We start from the raw sequence: 24407 nt of genomic DNA on the forward strand, positions 1-24407 counted from the left end.
CCCCGTCAGGGGCGCGGCACCGTAACCGAAGAACGTACGGCGTGTGGCCCGTACCCCTGGGATCAGGGGTACGGGCCACACGCCGTACGGAACGGACGACCGGCGTCAGACGGAACGGAACGCCAGCACCACGTTGTGCCCGCCGAAGCCGAACGAGTCGTTCAGCGCGGCGATGCGGCCCTCGACGGGCAGCTTGCGGGCCTCGCCGCGGACGATGTCGGCGGCGGCCTCGGCCTCGGGGTCGAGGTTCTCCACGTTGATGGTCGGCGGCGCGAGACGGTGGTACAGCGCGAGCACGGTCGCGACCGACTCGACGCCACCGGCGCCACCGAGGAGGTGACCGGTCATCGACTTGGTCGCCGAGACCGCGAAGTGGTCGGCCTCGTCGCCGAACACCTTGCGCAGCGCCTTCAGTTCGGCCACGTCACCGGCCGGCGTCGAGGTGGCGTGCGCGTTCACGTGCACGATCTCGGCCGGGTCCAGGTCGGTGTTGTCGAGCAGGCTCTGGAGGGCGTGCGAGATGCCGCGGCCCTCGGGCTCCGGCTGCACGATGTCGTGCGCGTCGGCCGAGATGCCCTGGCCGACGGCCTCGGCGTACACCCGGGCGCCGCGCTTGGCGGCGTGCTCGGCGGACTCCAGGACGACGACGCCCGCGCCCTCGCCGAGCACGAAGCCGTCACGGGCGACGTCGTAGGGGCGCGAGGCACCCTGGGGGTCGTCGTTGTTCTTGGACATCGCCATCATGTTGCCGAACGCGGCGATGGGAAGCGGGTGGATGGCCGCCTCGGTGCCACCGGCGACGACGATGTCGGCGCGGCCCGTGCGGATCATCTCGATGGCGTAGCCGATGGCCTCGGCGCCGGAGGCGCAGGCGGAGACCGGGGTGTGCACACCGGCGCGGGCGCCCACGGCGAGTCCCACGTTGGCGGACGGGCCGTTCGGCATCAGCATCGGAACGGTGTGCGGGGAGACACGGCGTACGCCCTTCTCCTTCAGCACGTCGTACTGGTCGAGCAGGGTCGTCACGCCACCGATACCGGAGGCGATGACCGTGCCCAGCCGGTCGGGGTCGGCATTCGGGTCCTCGCCCGCCTTGTCGGTGAAACCGGCGTCGGCCCAGGCCTCCTTGGCCGCGATCAGCGCGAACTGCGCCGAGCGGTCCAGCCGGCGGGCCTGCGGACGGGGAATGACCTCGCTCGGCTCCACGGCGATCTGCGCCGCGATGCGGACAGCCTGGTCGGCGGCCCAGTCCTGCTCGAGAGGGCGGACGCCGGAACGTCCGGCGATCAGACCCTCCCAGGTAGAGGCTGCGTCGCCACCCAGCGGTGTGGTTGCGCCGATACCGGTGACGACCACGGTGCGATTGGTCGGGCTCACGGGAATTCTTTCTCCAACGGATACGAGGATTCAGCGGCGCCACCGCCGGGTGGCGGGGCATCAGACCGGGCGAGCCAGGGCGCGAGGCCCCGGCGAACCCGGACGGTCGGCCCAGGTGACCGGAGAGATCAGGCCTGGTTCTTGAGGATGTAGTTCGTCGCGTCGCCGACGGTCTTGAGGTTCTTGACGTCGTCGTCCGGGATCTTGACGTCGAAGCGCTCTTCGGCGGCGACGACGACCTCGACCATGGACAGCGAGTCGACGTCCAGGTCGTCGGTGAAGGACTTGTCCAGCTGGACGTCCTCGGTGGGGATCCCGGCGATCTCGTTGACGATCTCGGCGAGACCTTCGACGATCTCTTCCTGAGTGGCGGCCATGTCAGGCGCTCCTTCGGTGTGTTTCCAGAGGGGTGGCGATATTCCGTACGGACCGGATGATCCGGTACGGAGTGCCTAGGGGAGGGTAACGACCGTCGCGGCGTACACGAGACCCGCCCCGAAGCCGATGACGAGCGCGGTGTCGCCGCTCTTCGCCTCACCGGTCGCCAGGAGCCGCTCCATCGCGAGCGGGATCGAGGCGGCCGAGGTGTTGCCGGTGGTGCGCACGTCACGCGCGACCGTGACGTGTCCCGGCAGTTTCAGCGTCTTCACCATCGAGTCGATGATCCGCTCGTTGGCCTGGTGGGGAATGAAGACATCCAGGTCGTCCGGGCTGATCCCGGCCGCTTCCAGCGCCTGCTGGGCGACCTTCGCCATCTCGAACACGGCCCAGCGGAACACCGCCTGGCCTTCCTGCGTGATGGCAGGGAACTTGATCTCGCCCTTGGAGTCGAGCGGGAGATTGGAGACGTCGCCGACCTTGAAGCGGTCCCACGGCACGGTCTGCTTGATCGTGCCGGCCTTGTCGCCCTCGCTGCCCCAGACCGTGGGGCCGATGTGCGGCTCCTCGGAGGGACCGACGACGACCGCGCCCGCACCGTCGCCGAACAGGAAGGCCGTCGCGCGGTCCTCCAGGTCGGTCAGGTCGGACAGCCGCTCCACGCCGATGACGAGGACGTACTCGGCCGAACCCTCGACGATCATGCCCTTGGCGAGGGTCAGGCCGTAGCCGAAGCCCGCGCAGCCGGCCGAGATGTCGAAGGCCGCGGCCTTGTTCGTGCCGAGCTTGTCGGCGATCTCGGTGGCGATGGCCGGGGTCTGGGCGAAGTGCGACACGGTGGAGACCACCACGGCGCCGATCTGGTCGGCGTTGATCCCGGCGTCGGCGATGGCCTTGCCGGACGCCTCGATCGACATCGCGGCCACGGTCTCCTCGTCGGAGGCCCAGTGCCGGGTCTCGATGCCGGAGCGCGAACGGATCCATTCGTCGGACGAGTCGATCGTCTCCAGGATCACCTCGTTGGGCACCACCCGGACCGGACGGTAACCGCCGACGCCGAGGATGCGCGCGAACGGAGCGCCCTTGGGTGCCTTGATCTTCGACATGCTCTCGGGCTCCTCAGGCAGCGCCGTGCTCGGCGATGAGCTCGCGAGCCGCGTCCAGGTCGTCGGGGGTCTTCAGGGCCAGCGTCGTGACACCGGGCAGCGCGCGCTTGGCCAGACCGGTCAGCGTGCCGCCCGGGCACACCTCGATCAGCGCGGTGGCGCCGAGCTTCTGGAAGGTCTCCATGCACAGGTCCCAGCGGACCGGGTTGGCGACCTGGCCGACCAGGCGGGAGACGACCTCGGTACCGGAGGCGACCGCCTGGCCGTCACGGTTCGAGACGTATGTGACCCGCGGGTCCGCCGGAGTCAGGTCCTCGGCGGCCTTGGCCAGCGCCTCGACCGCGGGGGCCATGTGGACGGTGTGGAACGCGCCCGCCACCTTCAGGGCCACGACACGCCGGACACCCTCGGGCTTGTCCGCCTCCAGGGCGGCCAGCTGCTCCAGCGTTCCGGCGGCCACGATCTGGCCGGCGCCGTTCACGTTCGCCGGGGTCAGGCCCAGCTTCTCCAGGTGCGCGACCGTGGTGTCGGGGTCGCCGCCGAGCAGCGCCGACATACCGGTCCGCGTGATGGCGGCGGCGTCGGCCATCGCGAGGCCGCGCTTGCGTACGAGGGTCAGCGCTGCGGTGTCGTCGAGCACTCCCGCGAACGCGGCGGCGGTGATCTCGCCGACGCTGTGGCCGGCGACGGCACCGGGGGTCACGTCACCGAGTGCCGCGGCGGACAGGAGCCCGGCGGCGACCAGGAGCGGCTGGGCGACGGCCGTGTCACGGATCGCGTCCGCGTCGGCCTGGGTGCCGTAGTGGGCAAGGTCCAGCCCGATGGCGTCCGACCACGCGGCGAGGCGTTCGGCGGCGCCGGGGAGGTCGAGCCAAGGAGTCAGGAAGCCGGGCGTCTGAGCGCCCTGGCCGGGAGCGACGAGTACGAGCACTCTCACACTCTCTCTTGTGGACGGCCACGGCCGCCCGTGGGGACAGGGACGAAGAACACGAGGGGGAATTGTAGGTCCCCGACAAAAGCCTAGGTTTGTGGATCTCCACCGGCCAGACGGCCCAGGATCAGCGCGATCCGCAGCGTGAACGCCGATCGAACATCCGAGGGCGACCAGCCGGTGACGTCAGTCACACGTCGGAGCCGGTAGCGCACGGTGTTGGGATGGACGAACAGCATCCGGGCCGCGCCTTCGAGGCTGCTCGCCTGCTCCAGATAGACGCTGAGCGTCTCCAGGAGCGCCGAGCCCGCCTCCTCCAGCGGTCTGTAGATCTCCTCCACCAACTGATCGCGGGCCGACGGGTCTCCGGCGATCGCGCGCTCCGGCAGCAGATCGTCCGCCAGAACCGGGCGGGGGGCGTCCTGCCAGGCGAAACACGCCTTCAGCCCGGCCGCCGCGGCCTGTGCCGACCGGGTCGCGGCCAGCAGGTCGGGCACGATCGGCCCGGCCACGACCGAGCCGGCGGCGTACGGACCGATCAGCGACTTGGCGACGGCGAGCGGGTTGTCGCTGCCGCCCGCGATGACGACCAGCCGGTTCCCGAGCACGCCCGTCAGCACCTGGAGCTTGGCGTGCCGGGCCGCCCGCCGGATGGCCTCGACCGTCAGCTCACTGTCACCGTCGGGCGCCGTGCCCAGCACCACGCAGACATGTTCGGGCGAGTTCCACCCGAGCGCGGCGGCCCGGGAGACGGCGCCCTCGTCGGCCTCGCCGGAGAGCACCGCGTTCACCACGAGCGATTCGAGCCGGGCGTCCCAGGCACCGCGTGCCTCCGCGGCCTGCGCGTACACCTGGGCGGTGGCGAAGGCGATCTCGCGGGCGTAGACGAGCAGTGCCTCACGCAGCACGGACTCGTCGCCGGGTGCCGCCACCTCGTCGATGGCCGATTCCATGACCTCGATTGTCGTCCGCACCATCTCCACCGTCTGGCGCAGCGTGATGGCCCTGGTCAGCTCGCGTGGCGCGGTGCCGAAGACATCGGTGGAGATGGCCTGCGGCGCGTCCGGGTGCCGGAACCACTCCGTGAAGGCCGCGATACCGGCCTGGGCGACCAGCCCGATCCACGACCGGTTCTCCGGTGGCATGGCCCGGTACCACGGCAGCGTCTCGTCCATCCGCGTGATGGCCTGGGCGGCGAGACTGCCGGCCGACTTCTCCAGCCGCTTGAGGGTCGCGGTGTGCGAGTCGACGTCGTGCGCTGAGCGCTCGGTGTTGCTGGCTTCGGGTTCGGGCACGGGACAAGACTGCCTTATCCGGACGGAGCTGTGCGGCGGCGGGTCGCAAGTAAGCGGGGGCGGCCACCGGGCCGGGGCTACCGTGGTGGAGTGATGGACGTCCGCCGCGCCGACGAGCGCTACCGCGGAGGGGACCCGGCGGCCGGGATCTCCTCGCTCCACGGCTTTTCCTTCGGCCCGCACTACGACCCCGACAACCTCCGCTTCGGCGCGGTGATCGCCTGCAACGAGGAGCGGCTCGCTCCCGGGGCGGGCTTCGACGAGCACCCGCACAGCCACACCGAGATCGTCACCTGGGTGGTGGAGGGCGAGCTGACCCATCGCGACTCGGCGGGGAACGAGTCGGTGCTGCGCCACGGCGACGTCCAGCGGCTGAGCTCGGCGGGCGGTGTCCGCCACGTCGAGCGCAACGACGGCGAACTGCCGCTGGTCTTCGTCCAGATGTGGCTGGCCCCGGTGGAACCGGGCGGCGACCCCCTGTACGAGACCGTCCGCGGCATCGCCGACTCCACCCCGTACGCGGTCCCCGAGGCGGGGGCCATGCTGCATGTGCGCCGGCTGACGGCGGGCGAGCGCACCGCCGTTCCCGACGCGCCCTTCGTCTACGTCCATGTCGTGCGCGGCGAGATCCGCCTGGACGGCGAGGAGCTGGCGGCGGGCGACGCGGCCCGCATCACCGACGCCAAGGATCTGGAGGCCGTAGCGGGCGCGCCCGCCGAACTGCTGGTGTGGGAGATGGCGGCCTGCTGACGCCGGCCGGCCCGCGTCGCCCGCGTCAGGAGGCGAGGCCGGCCAGCACCGCGTCCGTGAAGGGCGTCCACGCCTCGACGGCCCAGGGGCCGAAGGGGCGGTCGGTCAGCGCGACGCAGGCGGCGCCCGCGGCCGGGTCGACCCACAGGAACGTACCGGCCTGCCCGAAGTGGCCGAAGGTGCGCGGCGAGGACGAACTCCCCGTCCAGTGAGGTGACTTGGAGTCGCGGATCTCGAAGCCAAGACCCCAGTCGTTGGGGTTCTGGTGGCCGTAGCCCGGAAGGACGCCCTTGGTGCCGGGGTACTGGACGGTCATCGCCTCCGCGACCGTACGCGGGTCCAGCAGCCGCGGCGCCTGGAGCTCGGCGGCGAACCGGACGAGGTCGTCGACCGTCGAGACACCGTCCCTCGCGGGCGAACCGTCCAGCGTCGTCGCGGTCATGCCGAGCGGTTCGAGAACCGCCTGGCGCAGATACTCCGCGAACGGCATGTCCGCCGCCTTGGCGATGTGGTCCCCGAGCACCTCGAACCCGGCGTTGGAGTACAGCCGGCGCTCCCCGGGTGTGAAGGTCGCCCGGTGCTCGTCGAAGGCCAGCCCCGAGGTGTGCGCGAGCAGATGCCGGACCGTCGAACCGGCGGGACCGGCGGGTTCGTCGAGCTCGATCGCCCCCTCCTCGTACGCGACGAGCGCGGCGTACGCGGCGAGCGGCTTGGTGACGGACGCCAGCGCGAACCGGTGCCCGCCCGGCCCGTGCGAGCCGGCCACGGTGCCGTCGGCGCGGACGACCGCGGCGGCGGCGGTGGGAACGGGCCAGTTCGAGATCAGCGCCAGGCTCTGCTGCAAGGACATGCCCCGAGCCTAAGCGGCTCGGAGGCACGGCCGCATCGAGGGGTCGGGCTTGCGGACGAACCCGAGGGCCGCGCAGTGCGGCTCGGCCTCGGCGGTGGCGTTGCGGTCGATCACCTGGCGCCGACGCGGCGCCTCGGAGGCGTCTTCGGGGGCGGCGCGGCGTCCGAGACCCATGATCCGCGCGGTGAATCATCGTCTCCCAGCCATGTCCCGGGGTTTTCGGCCGGTTCGGCTTGCCTGGAGTGGACTCCAAGGTTTTAGCGTGGGGGCATGACGGTGATGGAGACCACAGCCGAGGCCACCGGGACCGACACCTGCGCCGGGCCTCCCGAGCGGGAGCGGCGTCCGGACGGCCGGGACAACTACACGATCAGCGAGGTCGTCGCCTTCACCGGCCTCAGCGCGCACACCCTGCGCTGGTACGAGCGCATCGGGCTGATGCCGCACATCGACCGCTCGCACACCGGCCAGCGCCGCTACAGCAACCGCGACCTGGACTGGCTGGGCCTGGTCGGCAAGCTCCGGCTCACCGGGATGCCGGTCGCCGACATGGTCCGCTACGCGGAGATGGTGCGCGCCGGCGACCACACGTACATGGACCGCTACGAGCTCCTGGAGGCGACCCGCCGGGACGTCCGGGCCCGGATCGCGGAGCTCCAGGACACCCTGGCCGTGCTCGACCGGAAGATCGGCTTCTACGGGGACGCGAGCCGCGCCCTCGCCTCGGAGCGCTCCTGACGGCGGACGCTCCGGCCGCGGCCGGGCACGACGGGCACCCGGGCGGCGCCTGCCCGCCACGGCCGGTCCGCCGGCGCGGCCCCGCTGGAGCCGGCTCGCCGGAGCCGGCCCACTGGAGCTGGCCCGCTAGAGCTGGGCGAGCAGTTCCGCCTTCTTCACGGAGAACTCCTCGTCCGTGACGAGCCCTGCCTCGTGCAGTTCCCCGAGATGCCGGATCCGGTCGGCGATGTCGGCCGGATCGCGGAGCGGCGCGCGGTCCGCGATCACCGGCGCCGGGCTCGCGGACCGCGTGGCGGCGAGCACGGCCGCGGCGAACGGCAGCGACTCGTGGACCGGCCCGTACCCGAGCCCGAAGACGACCGCCGCCGGGTCCTGGTCCGCCTGGGCGGGATGCGCCGGGGCGGGCTCCCGCCGCAGCAGCCGCAGATGGCCCTCGAACACCTCGGGGGAGCGCCACTCGACCCCGCACAGCGCGGAGACCGGGAAGGTCTGGTCGCCGGCTTTCCACTTCGCCGAGGACGCGCCCGTCCAGAACCACCGGAAGGACACCGTCTTGCCGTCGAAGGTGGCCTTCCCGTCGTAGGCCTTGAAGGTCAGCGGCCCCTCGGGCGGCTTCACGAGAAAGCGCTCGGCGGGCTCGTCGTCCGCTGTGAGCTGTCCGCGCAGCTCGTCCGCGTAGTACTCGGCGAGCGTCTCGCGTTCGGCGGGCAGCACCAGCCGATAGGGGTCGCACCCCTCCTTGAGCTGTCCCGCGGCCGCCTCCATCAGCGGATCGGCGCCGGGCCTCGGCACCGCACGCAGAACGACCGTGCCTCGCTTCCCGGGCGTCAGCGTCACCGCCGCGAGCGCCTCCAGGGGGACACGGCGTTCGCCGAGCGCCTGGAACAGCTTCGGTGTACGGATCCCCCGTTCGAAGCGGATGAGCACGGAGTCGGACTCGAACTCCCAGGCGGCATGAAATCCGGCCAGTACGTCACCCATGCGGGCCATCGTATGCGGCACGCAAGCCTCCGTCGCCTCTCTGGGCGGACCGCAGTTTTTCGTCCTCTACGCGCGTCAGGCCGACGCGCCGGCGGACAAACCCGTCCGGCAGGCGTCATCATCACGCGCGCAGCTGACAGCGCGGTACGCGCCGATCCCGATCTCCGCGAAGTTGCGGAGACTCTCCGTACCCGGCTCGAAGTAGCCGGCGTGACCCTTCGCCCCCTCGGCCGACAGGACGCGCGCCCCGAACCCCTTCGACACCGGGTCCGCGCCGTGCCCGAGGCCGCCGACCTCCATGTGCGGTACGTCCTGGATCCAGTCGTCCGCGTCGCGCATCGCCCAGACCCGGGCCGTGGTGTGCAGGTTGGCCGCCTTCGCCGCCCGCATGCCGGGGCTGCCCGCCACCGCTATGTCGGACACCCGGGAGGGCAGCGAAGAGGCCGCCACCCCGCACAGGACCGAGCCGTAGCTGTGGCAGTACAGCGCCACCTCCGAGCTGCCCGGCAGCGCCCGTACCAGCGCGTTCAGCCGCACCGCGCCGTCCTCGGCCCGCATGGCGGTGGCCGAGTCGATACCGAGTCCGCTGGGCGTCGTGTAGTCGGCCCACGCGATCACGGCCGTACGCACGCCCGGGTCCGCCGAGCGCTCGGCCCGGTAGAGCGAGTCCGCCATGCCGACCGGCGCCGAGAACTGCTTGTACGTGCGCTGGAAGGTGAGCAGGTCGGTGTCGACACCGGGGACCACGACCGAGACCCGGCGGGCCTTGTCGAGGTCGCCGAAGACCTCGGCGACCCGGCCCGATCCGTTGGGGTCGAAGGCCAGGATCCTGCGGCCCTTGTGCAGCAGCGCTTCGTAGCGGTGCATGCGGCGGCCCGCGTCGTACTGGCCGAGCGAGGACAGCCGGCTGTCGTGCATGCGCCCGCGCTCCACCGTGCGCTGGTGCTTGAGCGCCAGACGGTTCGCCGCGTAGCGCAGGGTCACCGGCGCACCGTTCATGTTGCCGACCGCGAGCGGATAACGGTGGGCGAGCTCTGAACGCTGCGGCGCGTCGAGCGTGGTGAAGAAGCGGGACAGCGAACCCGGAGCGGAGTCCGGGTCGGGCAGCTTGTGCCCGGCGATGCTGCCGCGCTCCCACGCCGAGCGCGACGCCTGGAGGGGAGAGGCCGCCCGGTGGCTGTGGAGCGCGGTCCAGCCACTGGTGGCCAGCATCACGAACACCACGGCCAGCGCGAGCAGTGCGCGCCAGACGTTGAGTTGGGGGGTGGTGTCGAAGGAAGTCACTGAGAGGACAGCCTAGGAGAAGTGACGAGCCTCCCGTTAAACGAGTGACTGGGATCACGTTTCTGATGGGGTAATTAGGGCAAACCGGGTTCAGTTTGAGTTAAATAGTGACACTCTGTACGCGCCTTTCCGGTATGCGTGTGCGATATGTGACGCTCCGTACAGGGGTGTTGTGATGATCCGGGGCTTTCGCGAAGCGCCTCGCGCGGGCGTCATCCGTACAACGAGCGCGGGCGGGCGCGAGGTTCCGTGCGCGGGCGTGCGTCAGCTCGGGGACAGGTTTTGGGCCGGACCGCGTACGGGCGAGGGCGCCGTTTCCCGTACGGCGGCGCGGACGGGGGCTCCCGCGCGGGTTTCCAGGGGTTCCCGCACGGGCCGGTACCGGCTGTCGCACCGGGCTTCCGAGGGGCGGCCCGGAGATACGGGGAGCTTCCGAGGGTGACCCGCCGGAACGACGCGTCACCGGGCCGTCACCGCGGTGCGGGGCCCCACTTCTCCGCCAACGCGGGCCCCACATGGTCGAGATAGGCCGCGGTCAGCTCGCGGATCGCCTCCACGCTGGTGTCCGCGCCCGCGCCCCACAGCCGGCCCGTCACCCGCATCACCCCGCCGAACACCGCGACCGCGATGCGCGGGCGCGGGTCCGTGTCCACGTCGAGGCCCTCGCGCTCGGCGATGAGCCGCGCGATCTCCTCCTCGATCTCCTCCGAGCGGCGCAGATGCACGGCGAGCAGCGCGGGAGTCGACTCGATCAATTGGTAGGTGCGCATGTGCAGTTCGATGGGCACCACCTCCTCGATCGCCTCGCCGATCGTGTCCCAGCTCTCCAGAACGGCCCGGCGCAGCGCCTCCAACGGGGCCTCGTGGAGCGGTCGTTCGCGCACCGCGTCGATGAAATGCGCCTCCGAGAGACGCTGGAGGAACAGGGCGGCGTCCTCCTTGCCCGCGAAGTAGCGGAAGAACGTGCGCTGGGAGACGTCGACGGCCTCGGTGATCTCGTCGACCGTGGTCCGCTCGTACCCCTGGGTGGTGAACAGTTCGAGGGCGGCCCGCAGCAGGGCGTCCCGGGTGCGCTGCTTCTTGCGCTCCCGCAGCCCGGGGCGTGCCGGCACCGGCTCCGCCGCGCCGGGGGCCGACGTGGCCGTCCCGGCGGCCGACGGCTCCGCTGTCCCGGTCGTGTCCGTCGTGTCCACCGTCTCCGTCATGTGTCGCGTTCTCTCCCAACCGAACCGTTCGCCCAGTTCAGCCTATCTGTGAGCGACGTGACAGTTACCGACTTGTGAATCGGTTTGTCAATTGTCAGCGACTGTCACTAGCCTCGAAAAATGACTAGTCAGACCACCATCGACAAGACGGGCCCGGAGGACAAGACTCCGGACTCCCCGTTGGACCAGGCTCCGTCCACGGGCCTGCGCGGCCATCCGTGGTTCACCCTCATCACCGTGGCCGTCGGGGTCATGATGGTGGCCCTCGACGGCACCATCGTGGCCATCGCCAACCCGGCCATCGCCAAGGACCTCGGCGCCACCTTCGCCGACGTCCAGTGGATCACCAACGCCTACTTCCTCGCCCTCGCGGTCTCCCTCATCACCGCGGGCAAGCTCGGCGACCGCTTCGGCCACCGGCAGACCTTCCTGATCGGCGTGACCGGCTTCGCCGCCGCGTCCGGCGCGATCGGCCTGTCGCACAGCATCGCCCTCGTGGTCACCTTCCGCGTCTTCCAGGGCCTGTTCGGCGCGCTGCTCATGCCGGCCGCGCTCGGCCTGCTCCGCGCGACCTTCCCGGCCGAGAAGCTGAACATGGCGATCGGCATCTGGGGCATGGTCATCGGCGCCTCCACCGCGGGCGGCCCGATCCTCGGCGGTCTGCTCGTCCAGCACGTCAGCTGGCAGTCGGTGTTCTTCATCAACGTGCCGGTCGGCCTGATCGCCCTCGTGCTGGGCGTGCTGATCCTGCTGGACCACCGCGCCGAGAACGCCCCGCGCTCCTTCGACATCCTCGGCATCGTGCTGCTGTCCGGCGCGATGTTCTGCCTGGTGTGGGCCCTGATCAAGGCCCCGGCCTGGGGCTGGGGCGACGGCAAGACCTGGCTCTTCCTGGGGCTGTCGGTCCTGGGCTTCGCGGCGTTCTCCTTCTGGGAGACGCGGGTGAGGGAACCGCTGATCCCGCTCGCCCTCTTCCGCTCCGTCCCGCTCTCGGCGGGTGTGGTGCTGATGGTGCTCATGGCCATCGCCTTCATGGGCGGCCTGTTCTTCGTGACGTTCTACCTCCAGAGCGTGCACGGCATGAGCCCGGTCGACGCGGGCCTGCACCTGCTCCCGCTCACCGGCATGATGATCGTCGGCTCCCCGCTCGCGGGTCTGGCCATCACCAAGCTCGGCCCGCGCATCCCGCTCGCGAGCGGCATGGCGGCCACCGCGATCGCCATGTACGGCATGTCGACGCTGGAGGCCGACACCTCCAGCGGTGTGATGTCCGTCTGGTTCGCCCTGCTCGGCTTCGGCCTCGCGCCGGTCATGGTCGGCGCGACCGAGGTCATCGTCGGCAACGCGCCGATGGAGCTCTCCGGCGTCGCCGGCGGTCTCCAGCAGGCCGCCATGCAGGTCGGCGGCAGCCTCGGCACGGCCGTCCTGGGCGCCGTGATGGCCTCCAAGGTCGACAGCGACCTCCCGGGCAACTGGACCGACGCCAAGCTGCCGCCGCTCACCCCGGCCCAGCTCGACCAGGCCTCCGAGGCGGTCCGGGTCGGCGTCGCGCCGGTCACCAAGGACACCCCGGCCGCGATCGCCGCGCAGATCACCGACGTCGCCCACGACACCTTCATCTCCGGGATGAGCCTCGCCTGCCTCGTCGCCGCCGGTGTCGCCGTCGTGGCCGTCTTCGTCGCGCTGCTCACCAAGCGGGGCGAGAACGCCGAGGCCGGCGCGGGCGTCGGCCACATCTGACGGACCCGCCCGTACGCGGGCGGGTCTGTGGGAGTGAAACGGGGGTACCCGATGCATCGACCCGAACCGACCGACAGGTCACGGGAGTTCAGGAGTTGATGATGGCGGGCTTCGGAAACGGTACGCGCAGGTACCCCCGTTCACGTGGCCGTACAGGATCACGGACCGGGCCGGACAGCGCGACCCTGGGGATCGTCGGCACCGTGTGCGCGGTGGCCGGTTTCTTCACGCTGGGAATCGTCCTCGGCCCGGCCGCGATGGTCTGCGGATGGCTCGCGATGGGCCGCCGCTGGACCGGCTCGGGGCCGGTGCCGGCGCTGATAGCCCTGGTGCTGGGAGCGATCGACACACTCCTGGCGGTCATCTGGCTGGGCGGCGGACCGGGCAACGGTCTGCTCTGACAACGGCGGGCCGGACCGGATACGGGCCCGCGTGCCGCTGACGCGGCGCGCGGGCCCATCGGTCTGTGCGGGTGGGCCCATCGGTCCGCGCGCCGGCCACCGACCTGCCCCACACGAACGCCCCACCGCCCCTTCCGTCCCCGCCACCCGCCACAGCCCCCTCCGTCCCCGGGCTAAGTGGGGGAGTGTTCCTCCGAGCCCGCCGCCAAGGGGTGCGGCAGCATTCCCGGGGCGCCGGTCAGGGCCGCGACCTCGGCCCGCAGCGCCCGCACCTCGGCCGTGAGCGCCTCGATCGCCGCGGTCTGCCGCCGCTCCTCCACGTCGTCCTTCTCGAACCGCGAGATGAACCAGGCGGCGATGTTCGCGGTGACGACACCGAGGAGGGCGATCCCGGAGAGCATCAGGCCGACCGCGAGGACGCGGCCCATCCCCGTCGTCGGGGCGTGATCGCCGTACCCCACGGTCGTCATCGTCGTGAACGACCACCACACCGCGTCACCCAGCGTCTTGATGTTCCCGTTCGGCGAGTCCCGTTCCACCGACAGGACGGCCAGCGAGCCGAACATCAGCAGGCCGACGACCGCGCCCCCGACGTACGTCGTCAGCCGGATCTGCGAGGCCATCCGCGCGCGCCGTCCCACCAGCATCAGCGTGGCGACGAGCCGCAGCAGCCGCAGCGGCTGGAGGATCGGCAGGATCACGGCGCACAGGTCGAGCCAGTGGCCGCGGACGAAGGACATCCGTCGCGGGGCGAGGGCGAGCCGCACGAGGTAGTCGGTCGCGAAGGCCCCCCACACCACCCACTCCACCACCGTGCAGGTGAACGTCACGGCTCGGTCGGCGTCGCTGTCCACGATCGGTACGGCGTACGCGAGCGTGAACGCCACCGCGAGGACGAGCAGGGGCCGCTGGGTGAGCAGCTCCCAACGGGCCTGCGCCGAGTCTTCCTTCATGCGCGCATCGTAGAAAGAAAACGGGAGAGGGGCGGGGGGGCCCCGGCCCCCCCCCCCCCCCCCCCCCCCCCCCCCGGCCCGCCCCCCCCCCCCCCCCCCCCCCCCCCGCCCCCCGCGCGCCCCCCCCCCCCCCCCCGGGCGCCCCCCCCCCCCCCGCCGGGGGGGCCGCCCCCCCCCCCCCCCCCCCCCCCCCCCCCCCCTCTCCCGCCCTGCCCGCGGCTACGCGTCGCCGCCCGCCGCGCCCGGGTCGGCCGCCCGCACGTCGAGGAGCTGGTAGCGGTCGACCGCCTGCTTCAGGACCGACCGGTCCACCTTGCCCTCACGGGCCAGCTCGGTCAGCACGGCGACCACGATCGACTGCGCGTCGATGTGGAAGAAGCGCCGGGCCGCGCCGCGCGTGTCCGCGAAGCCGAAACCGTCCGCGCCGAGGGACTGGTAGGTGCCGGGCACCCACCGCGAGATCTGGTCGGGAACCGATCGCATCCAGTCGGAGACGGCCACGAACGGGCCCTGGGCGGAGGACAGCTTCCGCGTCACGTACGGGACGCGCTGTTCCTCCTCGGGGTGCAGCAGGTTGTGCCGCTCCACGTCGACGGCCTCGCGCCGCAGCTCGTTCCAGGAGGTCGCCGACCAGACGTCGGCCCTGACGTTCCACTCCTCGGCGAGGATCCGCTGCGCCTCCAGCGCCCAGGTGACGCCGATCCCGGACGCCATGATCTGGGCGGGGATGGTGCCCGAGGTGCCTTCGCTGAAGCGGTAGAGGCCCTTCAGGATGCCCTCGGCGTCCACGTTCTCCGGCTCCGCCGGGTGCTGGAGCGGTTCGTTGTAGACGGTGAGGTAGTAGAAGACGTCCTCGCCGTGCGGGTGCTCCTCGGACGAGCCGTACATGCGGCGCAGACCGTCCTGGACGATGTGCGCGATCTCGAAGCCGAACGCCGGGTCGTAGGCGACACAGCCCGGGTTCGTCGAGGCGAGCAGCTGCGAGTGGCCGTCCGCGTGCTGGAGACCCTCACCGGTCAGCGTCGTCCGTCCGGCGGTCGCTCCCAGCACGAAACCGCGCGCCAGCTGGTCGGCCATCTGCCAGAACTGGTCACCCGTCCGCTGGAAACCGAACATCGAGTAGAAGACGTAGACCGGGATGAGCGGCTCGCCGTGCGTGGCGTACGCCGAACCCGCGGCGATCAGCGAGGCCGTGCAGCCCGCCTCGGAGATGCCGTCGTGCAGCATCTGGCCGGTCGGCGACTCCTTGTAGGCGAGCAGCAGTTCGCGGTCCACCGACTCGTACTGCTGGCCGAGCGGGTTGTAGATCTTCGCGCTCGGGAAGAACGAGTCCATGCCGAACGTGCGGTACTCGTCGGGCGCGATCAGCACGAACCGCTTGCCGATCTCCTTGTCCCGCATGAGGTCCTTGAGCAGTCGCACGAAGGCCATGGTCGTGGCGATGGACTGCTGACCCGAACCCTTCTTCACGCTCGCGTACGTCTTGTCCTCGGGCAGCGTCAGGGGCTTCGACCGTACGACGCGCGTCGGAACGTACCCGCCGAGCCCCTTGCGGCGGTCATGCATGTACTGGATCTCCTCCGAGCCGCGGCCCGGGTGGTAGTACGGAGGCGCGCCGTCCTCCAGCTCCTTGTCGGAGATCGGCAGGTGCAGCCGGTCGCGGAAGCCCTTGAGGTCGGCGACCGTCAGCTTCTTCATCTGGTGCGTGGCGTTGCGGCCCTCGAAGTTCGGGCCGAGCGTCCAGCCCTTGACCGTCTGGGCCAGGATCACCGTCGGCTGGCCCGCGTGCGCCTTGGCCGCCGAGAACGCCGCGAAGATCTTCTTGTGGTCGTGACCGCCGCGGCCCAGGTGCAGGATCTGGTCGTCGGTCATGCTCTCCACCATCGCGCGCAGCCGGTGGTCGTCGCCGAAGAAGTGGTCGCGGATGTACGAACCCGTCTCCGTGGCGTACGTCTGGAACTGGCCGTCCGGCGTGGTGTTCAGCCGGTTGACGAGCACCCCGTCGCGGTCCTGTGCGAGCAGCGGGTCCCAGGTGCGGTCCCAGACCAGCTTGATGACGTTCCAGCCGGCGCCCCGGAACTGCGACTCCAGCTCCTGGATGATCTTGCCGTTGCCGCGCACCGGGCCGTCGAGGCGCTGGAGGTTGCAGTTCACGACGAAGGTCAGGTTGTCCAGGCCCTCGCGCGCGGCGATCGACAGCTGGCCCAGCGACTCCGGCTCGTCCATCTCGCCGTCGCCGAGGAACGCCCAGACGTGGGACTTGGAGGTGTCCGCGATACCGCGCGCCTCCATGTAGCGGTTCATCCGCGCCTGGAAGATCGCGCCGAGCGGGCCGAGGCCCATCGACACGGTCGGGAACTCCCAGAAGTCCGGCATCAGCCGCGGGTGCGGGTACGAGGACAGTCCGTAAGGCGCCTTCGACTTCTCCTGGCGGAACGCGTCGAGCTGCTGCTCGGAGAGCCGGTCCAGGAGGAACGCGCGGGCGTAGATGCCCGGCGAGGCGTGGCCCTGGAAGAAGATCTGGTCGCCGCCGTCGCCCTCGTCCTTGCCGCGGAAGAAGTGGTTGAAGCCGACGTCGTAGAGCGAGGCCGAGGAGGCGAAGGTCGCGATGTGGCCGCCCACGCCGATGCCGGGGCGCTGCGCCCTGGAGACCATCACGGCGGCGTTCCAGCGGGTCGCGTTGAGGATCCTGCGCTCGATCTCCTCGTTGCCGGGGAAGAACGGCTCGTCCTTGGTCGCGATCGTGTTGACGTAGTCCGTGCTGCGCATCTCGGGCACGGCCACGCGCTTCTCACGGGCTCGCTCGATCAGCCGCAGCATCAGATAGCGGGCCCGCTCCCGGCCGCGCTCGTCGACGGCCGCGTCGAGGGAGTCGAGCCACTCCTGAGTCTCCTCAGGGTCGAAGTCCGGGACCTGGCTGGGAAGGCCGCCAATGATGATCGGGTTGCGATCGGATCCGGAAGCCACGCTGTTCCTTCGCTGTCAGAGGGCTGTCTTCGGTGGGTTTTCCCTGCGTCTGCACCGATCCCCATCGTGTACCCCGTGAACGCGTACGTCATCTCTACCTGGGGGTAACCGAGACGCTCGTCGAGACCGCCGGGACGGTCTCGACCAAAACGTAACGATACGCTCAGGGCGTGACGCGTTCCGCAAAGCCGTTCGGCTTTCGCACGTTCCAAGGGTTCCGAAGGGAACAAATGGGGCAGAAGTGTGTGGTGCCCGTCACGCGGCGTCATGATGGCCCGTCGGGTGTTGCGTCGGCACTGCCAGGATCGTCACCGTTTCGGCGGTCTCGGCGGCCGGGTACTTGCGCGATCCGCTCCGCCCGTGTGGACTACGGCCAACGCTTCGCGTACGCGCGTGGCTGAGATCCCCCGGCTCTGGACGAGCAGAGGGAGACCCCCATTCCGAAACATGATCAGGAGGCAAGCCGTGAGCGCGACCGCGGACCACGCGGAGGAGCGGACCAACCCGGCCGCCAGGCTGGGGTTCGAGCCCGGACAGGTGGTCCAGGAGATCGGCTTCGACGACGACGTTGACCACGAGCTCCGTGAAGGCATCGAATCGCTGATCGGCCAGGATCTGGTCGACGAGGACTACGACGACGTCGCAGACGTGGTGTTGTTGTGGTTCCGGGACGAGGACGGCGATCTCACGGACGCACTGGTGGACGTCATCGGTCTCCTTGAGGACGGCGGCATGATCTGGCTGCTGACCCCGAAGACCGGCAGGGACGGTTACGTCGAGCCCAGCGACATCAGCGATGCCGCACAGACAGCCGGCCTCTCCCAGACGAAGAGCATCTCCGTCGGCAAGGAATGGTCGGGCACCCGCCTGGCCACCCCCAAGTCGAAGCGCTGAGCTGCAGCCCCGTCTGCCAGCAGAGCATCCGTGAGGCCCCCGCCGAGCCACCTCGGCGGGGGCCTCACGCATGCCCGGAGCCGGCCCGGACGGCCTCCGGGCCCGCCGGCCGGTGCGGCGGGGTCCCGCGCACGCGCCCGGGGAACCGGGCGGGGGTCGCGCCGCCGCCGGCGGGCGATCAATGCGTACGCTGGTCGTCACCCGAACGGACCCTTGGAAGGGAAGCGAGTGACTATGGCCATCGAGGTCGGCACCAAGGCCCCGGACTTCGAACTGAAGGACAACCACGGTGCCACCGTGAAGCTGTCCGACTTCCGTGGCGAGAAGAACGTCGTCCTGCTCTTCTACCCCTTCGCTTTCACCGGCGTGTGCACGGGCGAGCTGTGCTCCCTGCGTGACAACCTGCCGCAGTTCACGGACCGCGACACCCAGCTCCTCGCCGTCTCCAACGACTCCATCCACACCCTGCGCGTCTTCGCCGAGCAGGAGGGCCTGGAGTACCCGCTGCTCTCCGACTTCTGGCCGCACGGCAACGTCTCGCGCGCGTACGGCGTCTTCGACGAGGACAAGGGCTGCGCCGTGCGCGGCACGTTCATCATCGACAAGGAGGGCGTCGTCCGCTGGACGGTCGTCAACGCGCTGCCGGACGCGCGTGACCTGAACGAGTACGTCAAGGCGCTCGACACCCTGTGATTCTTCGGTTCCAGGCCTGCGAGGCACGGGAACCCGTCACTAGGATCGAACCGTTGATCCGATACCAACGCACCTACGGGGCTCCCCGCCCCTGAACACCATTGGGAGGACTCGTGGGAGTCAGCCTCAGCAAGGGCGGCAACGTATCGCTGTCGAAGGAGGCCCCGGGACTGACCGCGGTCATCGTCGGTCTGGGATGGGACGCCCGTACCACCACCGGCGTGGACTTCGACCTCGATGCCAGTGCCATCCTCACGAACGCGGACGGCAAGGTCAGCAGTGACCAGAACTTCGTGTTCTTCAACAACCTGAAGAGCCCGGAGGGCTCGGTCGAGCACACCGGCGACAACACCACGGGCGAGGGCGAGGGCGACGACGAGCAGATCAAGGTCAACCTCGCCACCGTTCCGGCCGACATCCAGAAGATCGTGTTCCCGGTCTCGATCTACGACGCCGAGAACCGCCAGCAGTCGTTCGGCCAGGTCCGCAACGCGTACATCCGCGTGGTGAACCAGGCCGGCGAGGCGGAGATCGCGCGTTACGACCTCTCCGAGGACGCCTCGACGGAGACCGCGATGGTCTTCGGCGAGCTCTACCGCAACGGCGCCGAGTGGAAGTTCCGTGCCATCGGCCAGGGCTACGCCTCGGGCCTGCGCGGCATCGCGCAGGACTTCGGCGTCAACGTCTGAGTCCGCAGGCCCTCGGGCATCCCGGTCCGGTGCCGCACCGTCTCGGTGCGGCACCGGACCGGCCGTACCAAGTGAAGATCGAACCTCGGGAGGACCAGCATCATGGGCGTCACGCTCGCCAAGGGGGGCAATGTCTCCCTCTCGAAGGCCGCACCGAACCTCACAAACGTGTTGATCGGGCTCGGCTGGGACGCGCGCTCCACCACCGGAGCCGACTTCGACCTCGACGCCAGCGCCCTGCTGTGCAGCGGCGGCCGTGTGCTCGGGGACGAGTGGTTCATCTTCTACAACCAGCTCAAGAGCCCGGACGGCTCCGTGGAGCACACCGGCGACAACCTCACGGGTGAGGGCGAGGGCGACGACGAGTCGATCCTGATCGACCTCGCCAAGGTCCCCGCCGTGGTCGACAAGATCGTCTTCCCGGTGTCCATCCATGACGCGGACAATCGCGGCCAGACATTCGGCCAGGTCAACAACGCCTTCATCCGAGTCGTCAACCAGGCCGACGGCCAGGAGCTGGCCCGTTACGACCTCTCCGAGGACGCCTCCACCGAAACCGCGATGATCTTCGGCGAGGTCTACCGCTACAACAGCGAGTGGAAGTTCCGTGCCGTCGGTCAGGGGTACGCGTCGGGACTGCGGGGGATCGCACTCGACTTCGGGGTCAATGTTTCCTAGACCCACCTGTATCAGCCGAAGGCGGCCCCTTAGACTTCGTGGTCAACAGTAGGTAAAGCCGAGTACGGCACGGGGGTTGCGCACTTCCCGAGCCACCGCTTGGGGGTGCCCCCACCACACGATGATTGGGTAGCCAGTGCTTCTGAAAACCTTCGGCTGGTCGTTCGCGATCACCGCGCTCGGTCTGGCCGCGGCCGCCGTCTACGGGGGGTGGACCGCCTTTGGGATCGTGGCGATCCTGGCCGTCCTGGAGATCTCGCTGTCCTTCGACAACGCGGTGGTCAACGCCGGGATCCTGAAGAAGATGAGTGCCTTCTGGCAGAAGATCTTCCTCACGGTCGGCGTGCTCATCGCCGTCTTCGGCATGCGGCTGATCTTCCCCGTCGTGATCGTCGCCATGAGCGCCAAGATCGGCCCGATCGACGCGGTCGATCTGGCGCTGAACGACAAGGACCAGTACCAGCAGCTGGTCACCGACGCGCACCCGTCGATCGCGGCCTTCGGTGGCATGTTCCTTCTGATGATCTTCCTCGACTTCATCTTCGAGGACCGGGACATCCAGTGGCTGCGCTGGATCGAGCGGCCGCTGGCCAAGCTCGGCAAGGTCGACATGCTGTCGGTCTGCATCGCCCTGATCGTCCTGCTGATCACCTCCATGACCTTCGCGGTCCACGCCCACCAGCACGGCGGCGGGCACGTCGACAAGGCGCAGACGGTGCTCATCTCCGGCGTCGCCGGCCTGATCACGTACATGATCGTCGGCGGTCTCTCCGGCTACTTCGAGGACAAGCTCGAAGAGGAGGAGGAGCGTGAGCACGAGGCCGAGGAGGAGGCCGAGCGGACCGGCAAGAAGAAGCCGGCCGTCGTCCTCGCCGGCCAGGCCGCGTTCTTCATGTTCCTCTACCTGGAAGTGCTGGACGCCTCCTTCTCCTTCGACGGCGTGATCGGCGCCTTCGCCATCACCAACGACATCGTGCTCATGGCGCTCGGCCTCGGCATCGGCGCCATGTACGTCCGGTCGCTCACCGTCTACCTGGTCCGCCAGGGCACCCTCGACGACTACGTCTACCTGGAGCACGGCGCGCACTACGCGATCGGCGCCCTGGCGGTCATCCTTCTCGTGACCATCCAGTACGAGATCAACGAGGTCATCACCGGACTCGTCGGCGTCGTCCTGATCGCCTGGTCCTTCTGGTCCTCCGTGCGCCGCAACAACGCGCTCGCCGAGGCCGAGGGAAAAGCCCCGGCCTCGGACGAGAAGGCTGAGGTCTCGTCCGGGGTGTGACACCCCTCCCGCTGAGGAACGCTCTGAGCGGGGGGGGGCGGGGGGGGGGGGGGCGCGCGCCCCCCCCCCCCCCCCCCCCCCCCCCCCCCCCCGCCGCACACCGACGGACGTGGGGGGCCGAATGGGCATCTGGCAGGACCTGTGGCGCGGCCGCTCGGCGGATTTCGACTCCGGCAGCGCGGCGTCCAACTCCATCGAGCTGACCAAGCGCAACCACACGGTCTCGCTCACCAAGCAGGGCGCGGCCAGCGGCAACCTCCGCATCAACCTGTCCTGGCGGATGCGCACCTCCGACTTCGGCGGGCCGCAGCGCGGCAGCCTGCTGCGCCATCCCTTCCGCACCTTCAAGCCGGAAGTGGTCCAGGCGCACACCCAGAGCATGGTCAACGTCGACCTCGACCTCGGCGTCATGTACGAGCTGACGGACGGCACCAAGGGCGTCGTCCAGCCGCTCGGCAGCTTCTTCGGCGAACTCAACGCCCCGCCGTTCGTGAAGCTCAGCGGCGACGACCGCTTCGGTTCCGGGTCGGGCGAGACGGCCTACGTCAACCTCGACCACCGCGACGACATCAAACGCCTGCTGGTCTTCGTCTACATCTACGACCAGACCCCGGCCTTCGACCGTACGCACGCCATCATCACGCTCTATCCGAGCAACGGCCCGCGCATCGAGATCGGCCTGGAGGAACGCCATCCGCAGGCCCGCTCCTGCGCCGTCGTCATGATCGAGTGCAACAAGGGCGAGGTGACCGTACGCCGTGAGGTCAGGTTCGTGTACGGCTTCCAGGCCGAACTCGACCGCCTCTACGGCTGGGGGCTCCAGTGGGGCCGCGGCTACAAGTCGAAGGCCGACCGTTAACGGCCGGCCGTGCTCACGCCCACCGGACTCCCCGGGCTCCGAGGACTCTCCGGGCTTCCCGGACTCCGAGGACTCAGCGGGACAGGAACTGCGGGCCCTGCGGCGGCAGCCGGAAGTCCGGGTCCGGCCCCGAGCCCACCGCCTGCGGGAAGCCGTACGCGGGCTGCGTGGCCGGCGCGCTCTGCGGCTGCGGGTAGCCGTAGGCGGAAGGATCCGCCTGCCGCCCGGCCGGCTGCGGGTAGCCGTACGCGGGCTGCGTGGCCGGCGCGGCGGGCCCGGGATAGCCGTAGGCGGGCTGCTGCGGGACGGGGGCCGGCTGCTGCGTGACCGGGGCGGAATGCTCGGGCGGCAGCGGCAGCGACGTCTCGGGAGCCGTGACGGGCGAGGCCCAGGCGGGCTGCTCCGGCGCGGAGCCGGCCGCGGCCGCCTCCGACTCGTCCACCGAGATCCCGAAGTCGGTCGCGAGCCCCACCAGACCGTTGGAGTAGCCCTCGCCGAGCGCCCGGAACTTCCATCCCTCACCGCGCCGGTACAGCTCGCCGCAGATCAGCGCGGTCTCCGCGCCGGTCTCCGGCTTGATGTCGAAGTACGCCAGAGGTTCACCGTCCGCGACGGCCGCGTCGTACAGCAGAATGCGCAGATCACGTACGCGGTCGAAGGTGACGTCATCGGCCGAGGCGACCAGGAGAATCTGTCCGACACCGGGCTCGACACCCGTCAGATCCGTCTGGATCGTGTCGGTGAGGCCCTCGGCACCGCGCTTCTTGCCGAGCCGCCACACCTTGCCCGACGGATGGCGGGGCTGGTTGTAGAAGACGAAGTCCTCGTCGGATCGCACACGACCGTCGGGGCCGAGGAGCAGCGCGGAGGCATCGACATCGGGGACACCCTGACCGGGCGTCCAGCGCAGGACGGCGCGCACCGCTGTGGCGTCCAGCGGGACGTTCGACCCTTTCAGCATCGCGTGCGTCATGCGGTCATCCTGCCCTGCCGGTCCTGGTCACGACAATGCGGGGTCGTTCGCGAACCGGCCGGTGTTGGACATGGTGGAGTTACCTGAACTTCACGCCCGGTGGGAATCCCTGACATGGATAAGTACGTACTATTACCGGCCACATCACATTCAGCCATCTAGCCGCCGCGGGGGAGTCCCATGCGTCATTTCGGTCACGTCACCCCGGTGGAGCGGCAGCGCCTCTTCCACCGCGAGCCCGGCGTCTTCAGCTCCGACTCTCCGGCCCGCGTGCTCGCCGCCGCCCTCGGCGCGACGCTGTACAGCCCGGCGACCCGGCCGACCCTGGCCGACGACATCGTCAAGCAGACCACGCGCGGTGTGGTCTCGATGGTGCTGTGCCTGGAGGACTCGATCGACGACTCCGAGGTCGTGGGCGCCGAGGAGAACCTCGTCCGCCAGTTCACCGATCTGGCGGACCGCCCGGACACCGGAGAACTGCCCCTGCTGTTCGTCCGGGTCCGCCACCCCGAGCAGATCCCCGATCTCGTACGGCGCCTCGGCCCCGCCGTCCGCCTGCTGTCCGGCTTCGTCATGCCGAAATTCACCGAGGAACGCGGCACCCCCTTCCTGGAGGCCCTCGCCGACGCCGAGGCGGCGAGCGGCAGACGGCTGTTCGCCATGCCCGTCCTGGAGTCGCCCGAGCTGCTCTACCGCGAATCGCGCGTGGAGACCCTGGAGGGCATCTCCCGCGCCGTCGACAAGTACCGCGACCGCGTGCTCGCGCTGCGCCTCGGCGTGACGGACTTCTGCTCCTCGTACGGGCTGCGCCGCGCCCCCGACATGACCGCCTACGACGTCCAGGTCGTCGCCTCCGTGATCGCCGACGTGGTGAACATGCTGGGGCGGGCCGACGGCACCGGTTTCACCGTCACCGGGCCCGTGTGGGAGTACTTCCGGGTCCAGGAGCGCATGTTCAAGCCGCAACTGCGCCGCAGCCCCTTCCTGGAGGGACAGGCGGAGGAACTGCGCGAGAGGCTGCTCGAACACGCGATGGACGGACTGCTGCGCGAGATAGCCCTCGACCAGGCCAACGGCCTGATGGGCAAGACCTGCATCCACCCCTCGCACGTGCTGCCCGTACACGCACTGTCCGTGGTCAGCCACGAGGAATTCAGTGACGCCCAGGACATCCTCAGGCCGGAGCGCGGCGGCGGGGGTGTACTGAGGTCGGCGTACACGAACAAAATGAACGAGGTGAAGCCGCATCGCGCCTGGGCCGAGCGCACCCTGCTGCGCGCCGAGGTCTTCGGGGTCGCCCACGAGGACATCGGCTTCGTCGAGCTGCTCACCGCCGGACTGCCGGTGTGAGCCGGTCCGGCCGAGCGACGCGCACCCCCG

The 24407-nt window shown here is 70.1% G+C and carries 24 protein-coding genes; 11 read left to right on the forward strand and 13 right to left on the reverse strand.

Features of this window, described 5'->3' with window-relative positions; genetic code table 11:
* Positions 1–105: 105 nt before the first annotated feature.
* The 5 genes from fabF to ACF07B_RS03065 form a co-directional block, all read right to left on the reverse strand.
* Positions 106–1377, reverse strand: coding sequence for a beta-ketoacyl-ACP synthase II (fabF, locus tag ACF07B_RS03045; RefSeq protein ID WP_392177545.1), 1272 nt, complete (start codon positions 1375–1377; stop codon positions 106–108).
* 128 nt (positions 1378–1505) lie between these two features.
* Entirely contained in the window at positions 1506–1754 is a 249-nt protein-coding gene (locus ACF07B_RS03050) for an acyl carrier protein (protein WP_261702511.1), read from the reverse strand.
* A gap of 75 nt (positions 1755–1829) precedes the next feature.
* On the reverse strand, positions 1830–2861 hold the full coding sequence (locus tag ACF07B_RS03055; RefSeq protein ID WP_362402492.1) for a ketoacyl-ACP synthase III: 1032 nt from the start codon (positions 2859–2861) through the stop codon (positions 1830–1832).
* 13 nt (positions 2862–2874) lie between these two features.
* A complete protein-coding gene (locus tag ACF07B_RS03060; RefSeq protein WP_326788017.1) occupies positions 2875–3792 on the reverse strand; it encodes an ACP S-malonyltransferase in 918 nt (305 codons plus the stop codon).
* An 89-nt stretch (positions 3793–3881) separates the two neighbouring features.
* On the reverse strand, positions 3882–5087 hold the full coding sequence (locus ACF07B_RS03065; protein ID WP_369482876.1) for a PucR family transcriptional regulator: 1206 nt from the start codon (positions 5085–5087) through the stop codon (positions 3882–3884).
* A gap of 93 nt (positions 5088–5180) precedes the next feature.
* Here ACF07B_RS03065 and ACF07B_RS03070 point away from each other — a divergent pair, with 93 nt between their 5' ends.
* Entirely contained in the window at positions 5181–5837 is a 657-nt protein-coding gene (locus ACF07B_RS03070; RefSeq protein WP_392177951.1) for a pirin family protein, read from the forward strand.
* Positions 5838–5862: 25 nt separating this feature from the next.
* Here the strand turns inward: ACF07B_RS03070 and ACF07B_RS03075 are convergent, their stop codons facing one another.
* Entirely contained in the window at positions 5863–6687 is an 825-nt protein-coding gene (locus ACF07B_RS03075) for a serine hydrolase domain-containing protein (RefSeq protein WP_369482875.1), read from the reverse strand.
* Between the two features lie 9 nt (positions 6688–6696).
* A complete protein-coding gene (locus ACF07B_RS03080) occupies positions 6697–6861 on the reverse strand; it encodes a hypothetical protein (protein ID WP_392177546.1) in 165 nt (54 codons plus the stop codon).
* A 96-nt stretch (positions 6862–6957) separates the two neighbouring features.
* Here ACF07B_RS03080 and ACF07B_RS03085 point away from each other — a divergent pair, with 96 nt between their 5' ends.
* Positions 6958–7425 (forward strand): MerR family transcriptional regulator, encoded by a 468-nt coding sequence (locus ACF07B_RS03085; protein ID WP_362402478.1) that lies wholly within the window; start codon positions 6958–6960, stop codon positions 7423–7425.
* A 126-nt stretch (positions 7426–7551) separates the two neighbouring features.
* Here the strand turns inward: ACF07B_RS03085 and ACF07B_RS03090 are convergent, their stop codons facing one another.
* The 3 genes from ACF07B_RS03090 to ACF07B_RS03100 all read right to left on the reverse strand — a co-directional run bounded on the left by ACF07B_RS03090 (position 7552) and on the right by ACF07B_RS03100 (position 10895).
* On the reverse strand, positions 7552–8415 hold the full coding sequence (locus ACF07B_RS03090; protein ID WP_362402654.1) for a DUF4429 domain-containing protein: 864 nt from the start codon (positions 8413–8415) through the stop codon (positions 7552–7554).
* Between the two features lie 66 nt (positions 8416–8481).
* Positions 8482–9690 carry an alpha/beta hydrolase gene (locus ACF07B_RS03095; protein WP_392177547.1) on the reverse strand — a complete coding sequence of 403 codons (1209 nt, stop codon included), beginning with the start codon at positions 9688–9690 and terminating at the stop codon, positions 8482–8484.
* Between the two features lie 470 nt (positions 9691–10160).
* A complete protein-coding gene (locus tag ACF07B_RS03100) occupies positions 10161–10895 on the reverse strand; it encodes a TetR/AcrR family transcriptional regulator (RefSeq protein WP_369482872.1) in 735 nt (244 codons plus the stop codon).
* A 120-nt stretch (positions 10896–11015) separates the two neighbouring features.
* Here ACF07B_RS03100 and ACF07B_RS03105 point away from each other — a divergent pair, with 120 nt between their 5' ends.
* Both ACF07B_RS03105 and ACF07B_RS03110 read left to right on the forward strand, forming a co-directional pair.
* On the forward strand, positions 11016–12635 hold the full coding sequence (locus ACF07B_RS03105) for an MFS transporter (RefSeq protein WP_369482871.1): 1620 nt from the start codon (positions 11016–11018) through the stop codon (positions 12633–12635).
* Positions 12636–12733: 98 nt separating this feature from the next.
* Positions 12734–13036, forward strand: a complete 303-nt coding sequence (locus ACF07B_RS03110) for a small hydrophobic protein (protein ID WP_369482870.1) — start codon at positions 12734–12736, stop codon at positions 13034–13036.
* A gap of 173 nt (positions 13037–13209) precedes the next feature.
* On the opposite strand, the gene ACF07B_RS03115 is transcribed toward ACF07B_RS03110, so the two are convergent.
* Both ACF07B_RS03115 and aceE read right to left on the reverse strand, forming a co-directional pair.
* A complete protein-coding gene (locus ACF07B_RS03115) occupies positions 13210–13989 on the reverse strand; it encodes a potassium channel family protein (RefSeq protein WP_384239666.1) in 780 nt (259 codons plus the stop codon).
* A gap of 219 nt (positions 13990–14208) precedes the next feature.
* A complete protein-coding gene (aceE, locus tag ACF07B_RS03120) occupies positions 14209–16956 on the reverse strand; it encodes a pyruvate dehydrogenase (acetyl-transferring), homodimeric type (RefSeq protein ID WP_392177548.1) in 2748 nt (915 codons plus the stop codon).
* Positions 16957–17421: 465 nt separating this feature from the next.
* Between aceE and ACF07B_RS03125 the strand changes: the two genes are divergently transcribed.
* From ACF07B_RS03125 to ACF07B_RS03150, 6 genes are all read left to right on the forward strand, one after another.
* Positions 17422–17850 (forward strand): DUF3052 domain-containing protein, encoded by a 429-nt coding sequence (locus ACF07B_RS03125; RefSeq protein ID WP_081217087.1) that lies wholly within the window; start codon positions 17422–17424, stop codon positions 17848–17850.
* Positions 17851–18084: 234 nt separating this feature from the next.
* Positions 18085–18543, forward strand: a complete 459-nt coding sequence (locus tag ACF07B_RS03130) for a peroxiredoxin (RefSeq protein WP_362407642.1) — start codon at positions 18085–18087, stop codon at positions 18541–18543.
* A 113-nt stretch (positions 18544–18656) separates the two neighbouring features.
* On the forward strand, positions 18657–19232 hold the full coding sequence (locus tag ACF07B_RS03135) for a TerD family protein (RefSeq protein WP_362407639.1): 576 nt from the start codon (positions 18657–18659) through the stop codon (positions 19230–19232).
* Positions 19233–19334: 102 nt separating this feature from the next.
* Complete coding sequence (locus ACF07B_RS03140) at positions 19335–19910, forward strand: TerD family protein (protein ID WP_362407636.1); 576 nt, start codon at positions 19335–19337, stop codon at positions 19908–19910.
* Positions 19911–20046: 136 nt separating this feature from the next.
* A complete protein-coding gene (locus tag ACF07B_RS03145) occupies positions 20047–21195 on the forward strand; it encodes a DUF475 domain-containing protein (RefSeq protein ID WP_392177549.1) in 1149 nt (382 codons plus the stop codon).
* Between the two features lie 121 nt (positions 21196–21316).
* Positions 21317–22054, forward strand: coding sequence for a Tellurium resistance (locus tag ACF07B_RS03150; protein ID WP_392177550.1), 738 nt, complete (start codon positions 21317–21319; stop codon positions 22052–22054).
* Positions 22055–22127: 73 nt separating this feature from the next.
* On the opposite strand, the gene ACF07B_RS03155 is transcribed toward ACF07B_RS03150, so the two are convergent.
* The gene (locus tag ACF07B_RS03155) at positions 22128–23027 is read right to left on the reverse strand and encodes a TerD family protein (protein ID WP_369482865.1); all 900 of its coding nucleotides are present in this window, start codon (positions 23025–23027) and stop codon (positions 22128–22130) included.
* Between the two features lie 180 nt (positions 23028–23207).
* On the opposite strand from ACF07B_RS03155, the gene ACF07B_RS03160 reads away from it, so the two are divergent.
* On the forward strand, positions 23208–24377 hold the full coding sequence (locus ACF07B_RS03160) for an HpcH/HpaI aldolase/citrate lyase family protein (RefSeq protein WP_369482864.1): 1170 nt from the start codon (positions 23208–23210) through the stop codon (positions 24375–24377).
* Positions 24378–24407: the final 30 nt, after the last annotated feature.

The organism is Streptomyces sp. NPDC015532, from assembly GCF_043078065.1.
Taxonomy (GTDB): Bacteria; Actinomycetota; Actinomycetes; order Streptomycetales; family Streptomycetaceae; genus Streptomyces.

What these genes read in the sequence shown, in the direction of transcription:
- ACF07B_RS03080 (WP_392177546.1), bottom strand. Translation starts at nt 6,861, where the DNA reads ATGGGTCTCGGACGCCGCGCCGCCCCCGAAGACGCCTCCGAGGCGCCG.
- ACF07B_RS03130 (WP_362407642.1), top strand. Translation starts at nt 18,085, where the DNA reads ATGGCCATCGAGGTCGGCACCAAGGCCCCGGACTTCGAACTGAAGGAC.
- ACF07B_RS03150 (WP_392177550.1), top strand. Translation starts at nt 21,317, where the DNA reads ATGGGCATCTGGCAGGACCTGTGGCGCGGCCGCTCGGCGGATTTCGAC.
- ACF07B_RS03090 (WP_362402654.1), bottom strand. Translation starts at nt 8,415, where the DNA reads ATGGCCCGCATGGGTGACGTACTGGCCGGATTTCATGCCGCCTGGGAG.
- ACF07B_RS03100 (WP_369482872.1), bottom strand. Translation starts at nt 10,895, where the DNA reads ATGACGGAGACGGTGGACACGACGGACACGACCGGGACAGCGGAGCCG.
- ACF07B_RS03055 (WP_362402492.1), bottom strand. Translation starts at nt 2,861, where the DNA reads ATGTCGAAGATCAAGGCACCCAAGGGCGCTCCGTTCGCGCGCATCCTC.
- ACF07B_RS03070 (WP_392177951.1), top strand. Translation starts at nt 5,181, where the DNA reads ATGGACGTCCGCCGCGCCGACGAGCGCTACCGCGGAGGGGACCCGGCG.
- ACF07B_RS03115 (WP_384239666.1), bottom strand. Translation starts at nt 13,989, where the DNA reads ATGAAGGAAGACTCGGCGCAGGCCCGTTGGGAGCTGCTCACCCAGCGG.
- ACF07B_RS03155 (WP_369482865.1), bottom strand. Translation starts at nt 23,027, where the DNA reads ATGACGCACGCGATGCTGAAAGGGTCGAACGTCCCGCTGGACGCCACA.
- ACF07B_RS03085 (WP_362402478.1), top strand. Translation starts at nt 6,958, where the DNA reads ATGACGGTGATGGAGACCACAGCCGAGGCCACCGGGACCGACACCTGC.
- ACF07B_RS03105 (WP_369482871.1), top strand. Translation starts at nt 11,016, where the DNA reads ATGACTAGTCAGACCACCATCGACAAGACGGGCCCGGAGGACAAGACT.
- ACF07B_RS03140 (WP_362407636.1), top strand. Translation starts at nt 19,335, where the DNA reads ATGGGCGTCACGCTCGCCAAGGGGGGCAATGTCTCCCTCTCGAAGGCC.
- ACF07B_RS03160 (WP_369482864.1), top strand. Translation starts at nt 23,208, where the DNA reads ATGCGTCATTTCGGTCACGTCACCCCGGTGGAGCGGCAGCGCCTCTTC.
- ACF07B_RS03110 (WP_369482870.1), top strand. Translation starts at nt 12,734, where the DNA reads ATGATGGCGGGCTTCGGAAACGGTACGCGCAGGTACCCCCGTTCACGT.
- ACF07B_RS03050 (WP_261702511.1), bottom strand. Translation starts at nt 1,754, where the DNA reads ATGGCCGCCACTCAGGAAGAGATCGTCGAAGGTCTCGCCGAGATCGTC.
- ACF07B_RS03075 (WP_369482875.1), bottom strand. Translation starts at nt 6,687, where the DNA reads ATGTCCTTGCAGCAGAGCCTGGCGCTGATCTCGAACTGGCCCGTTCCC.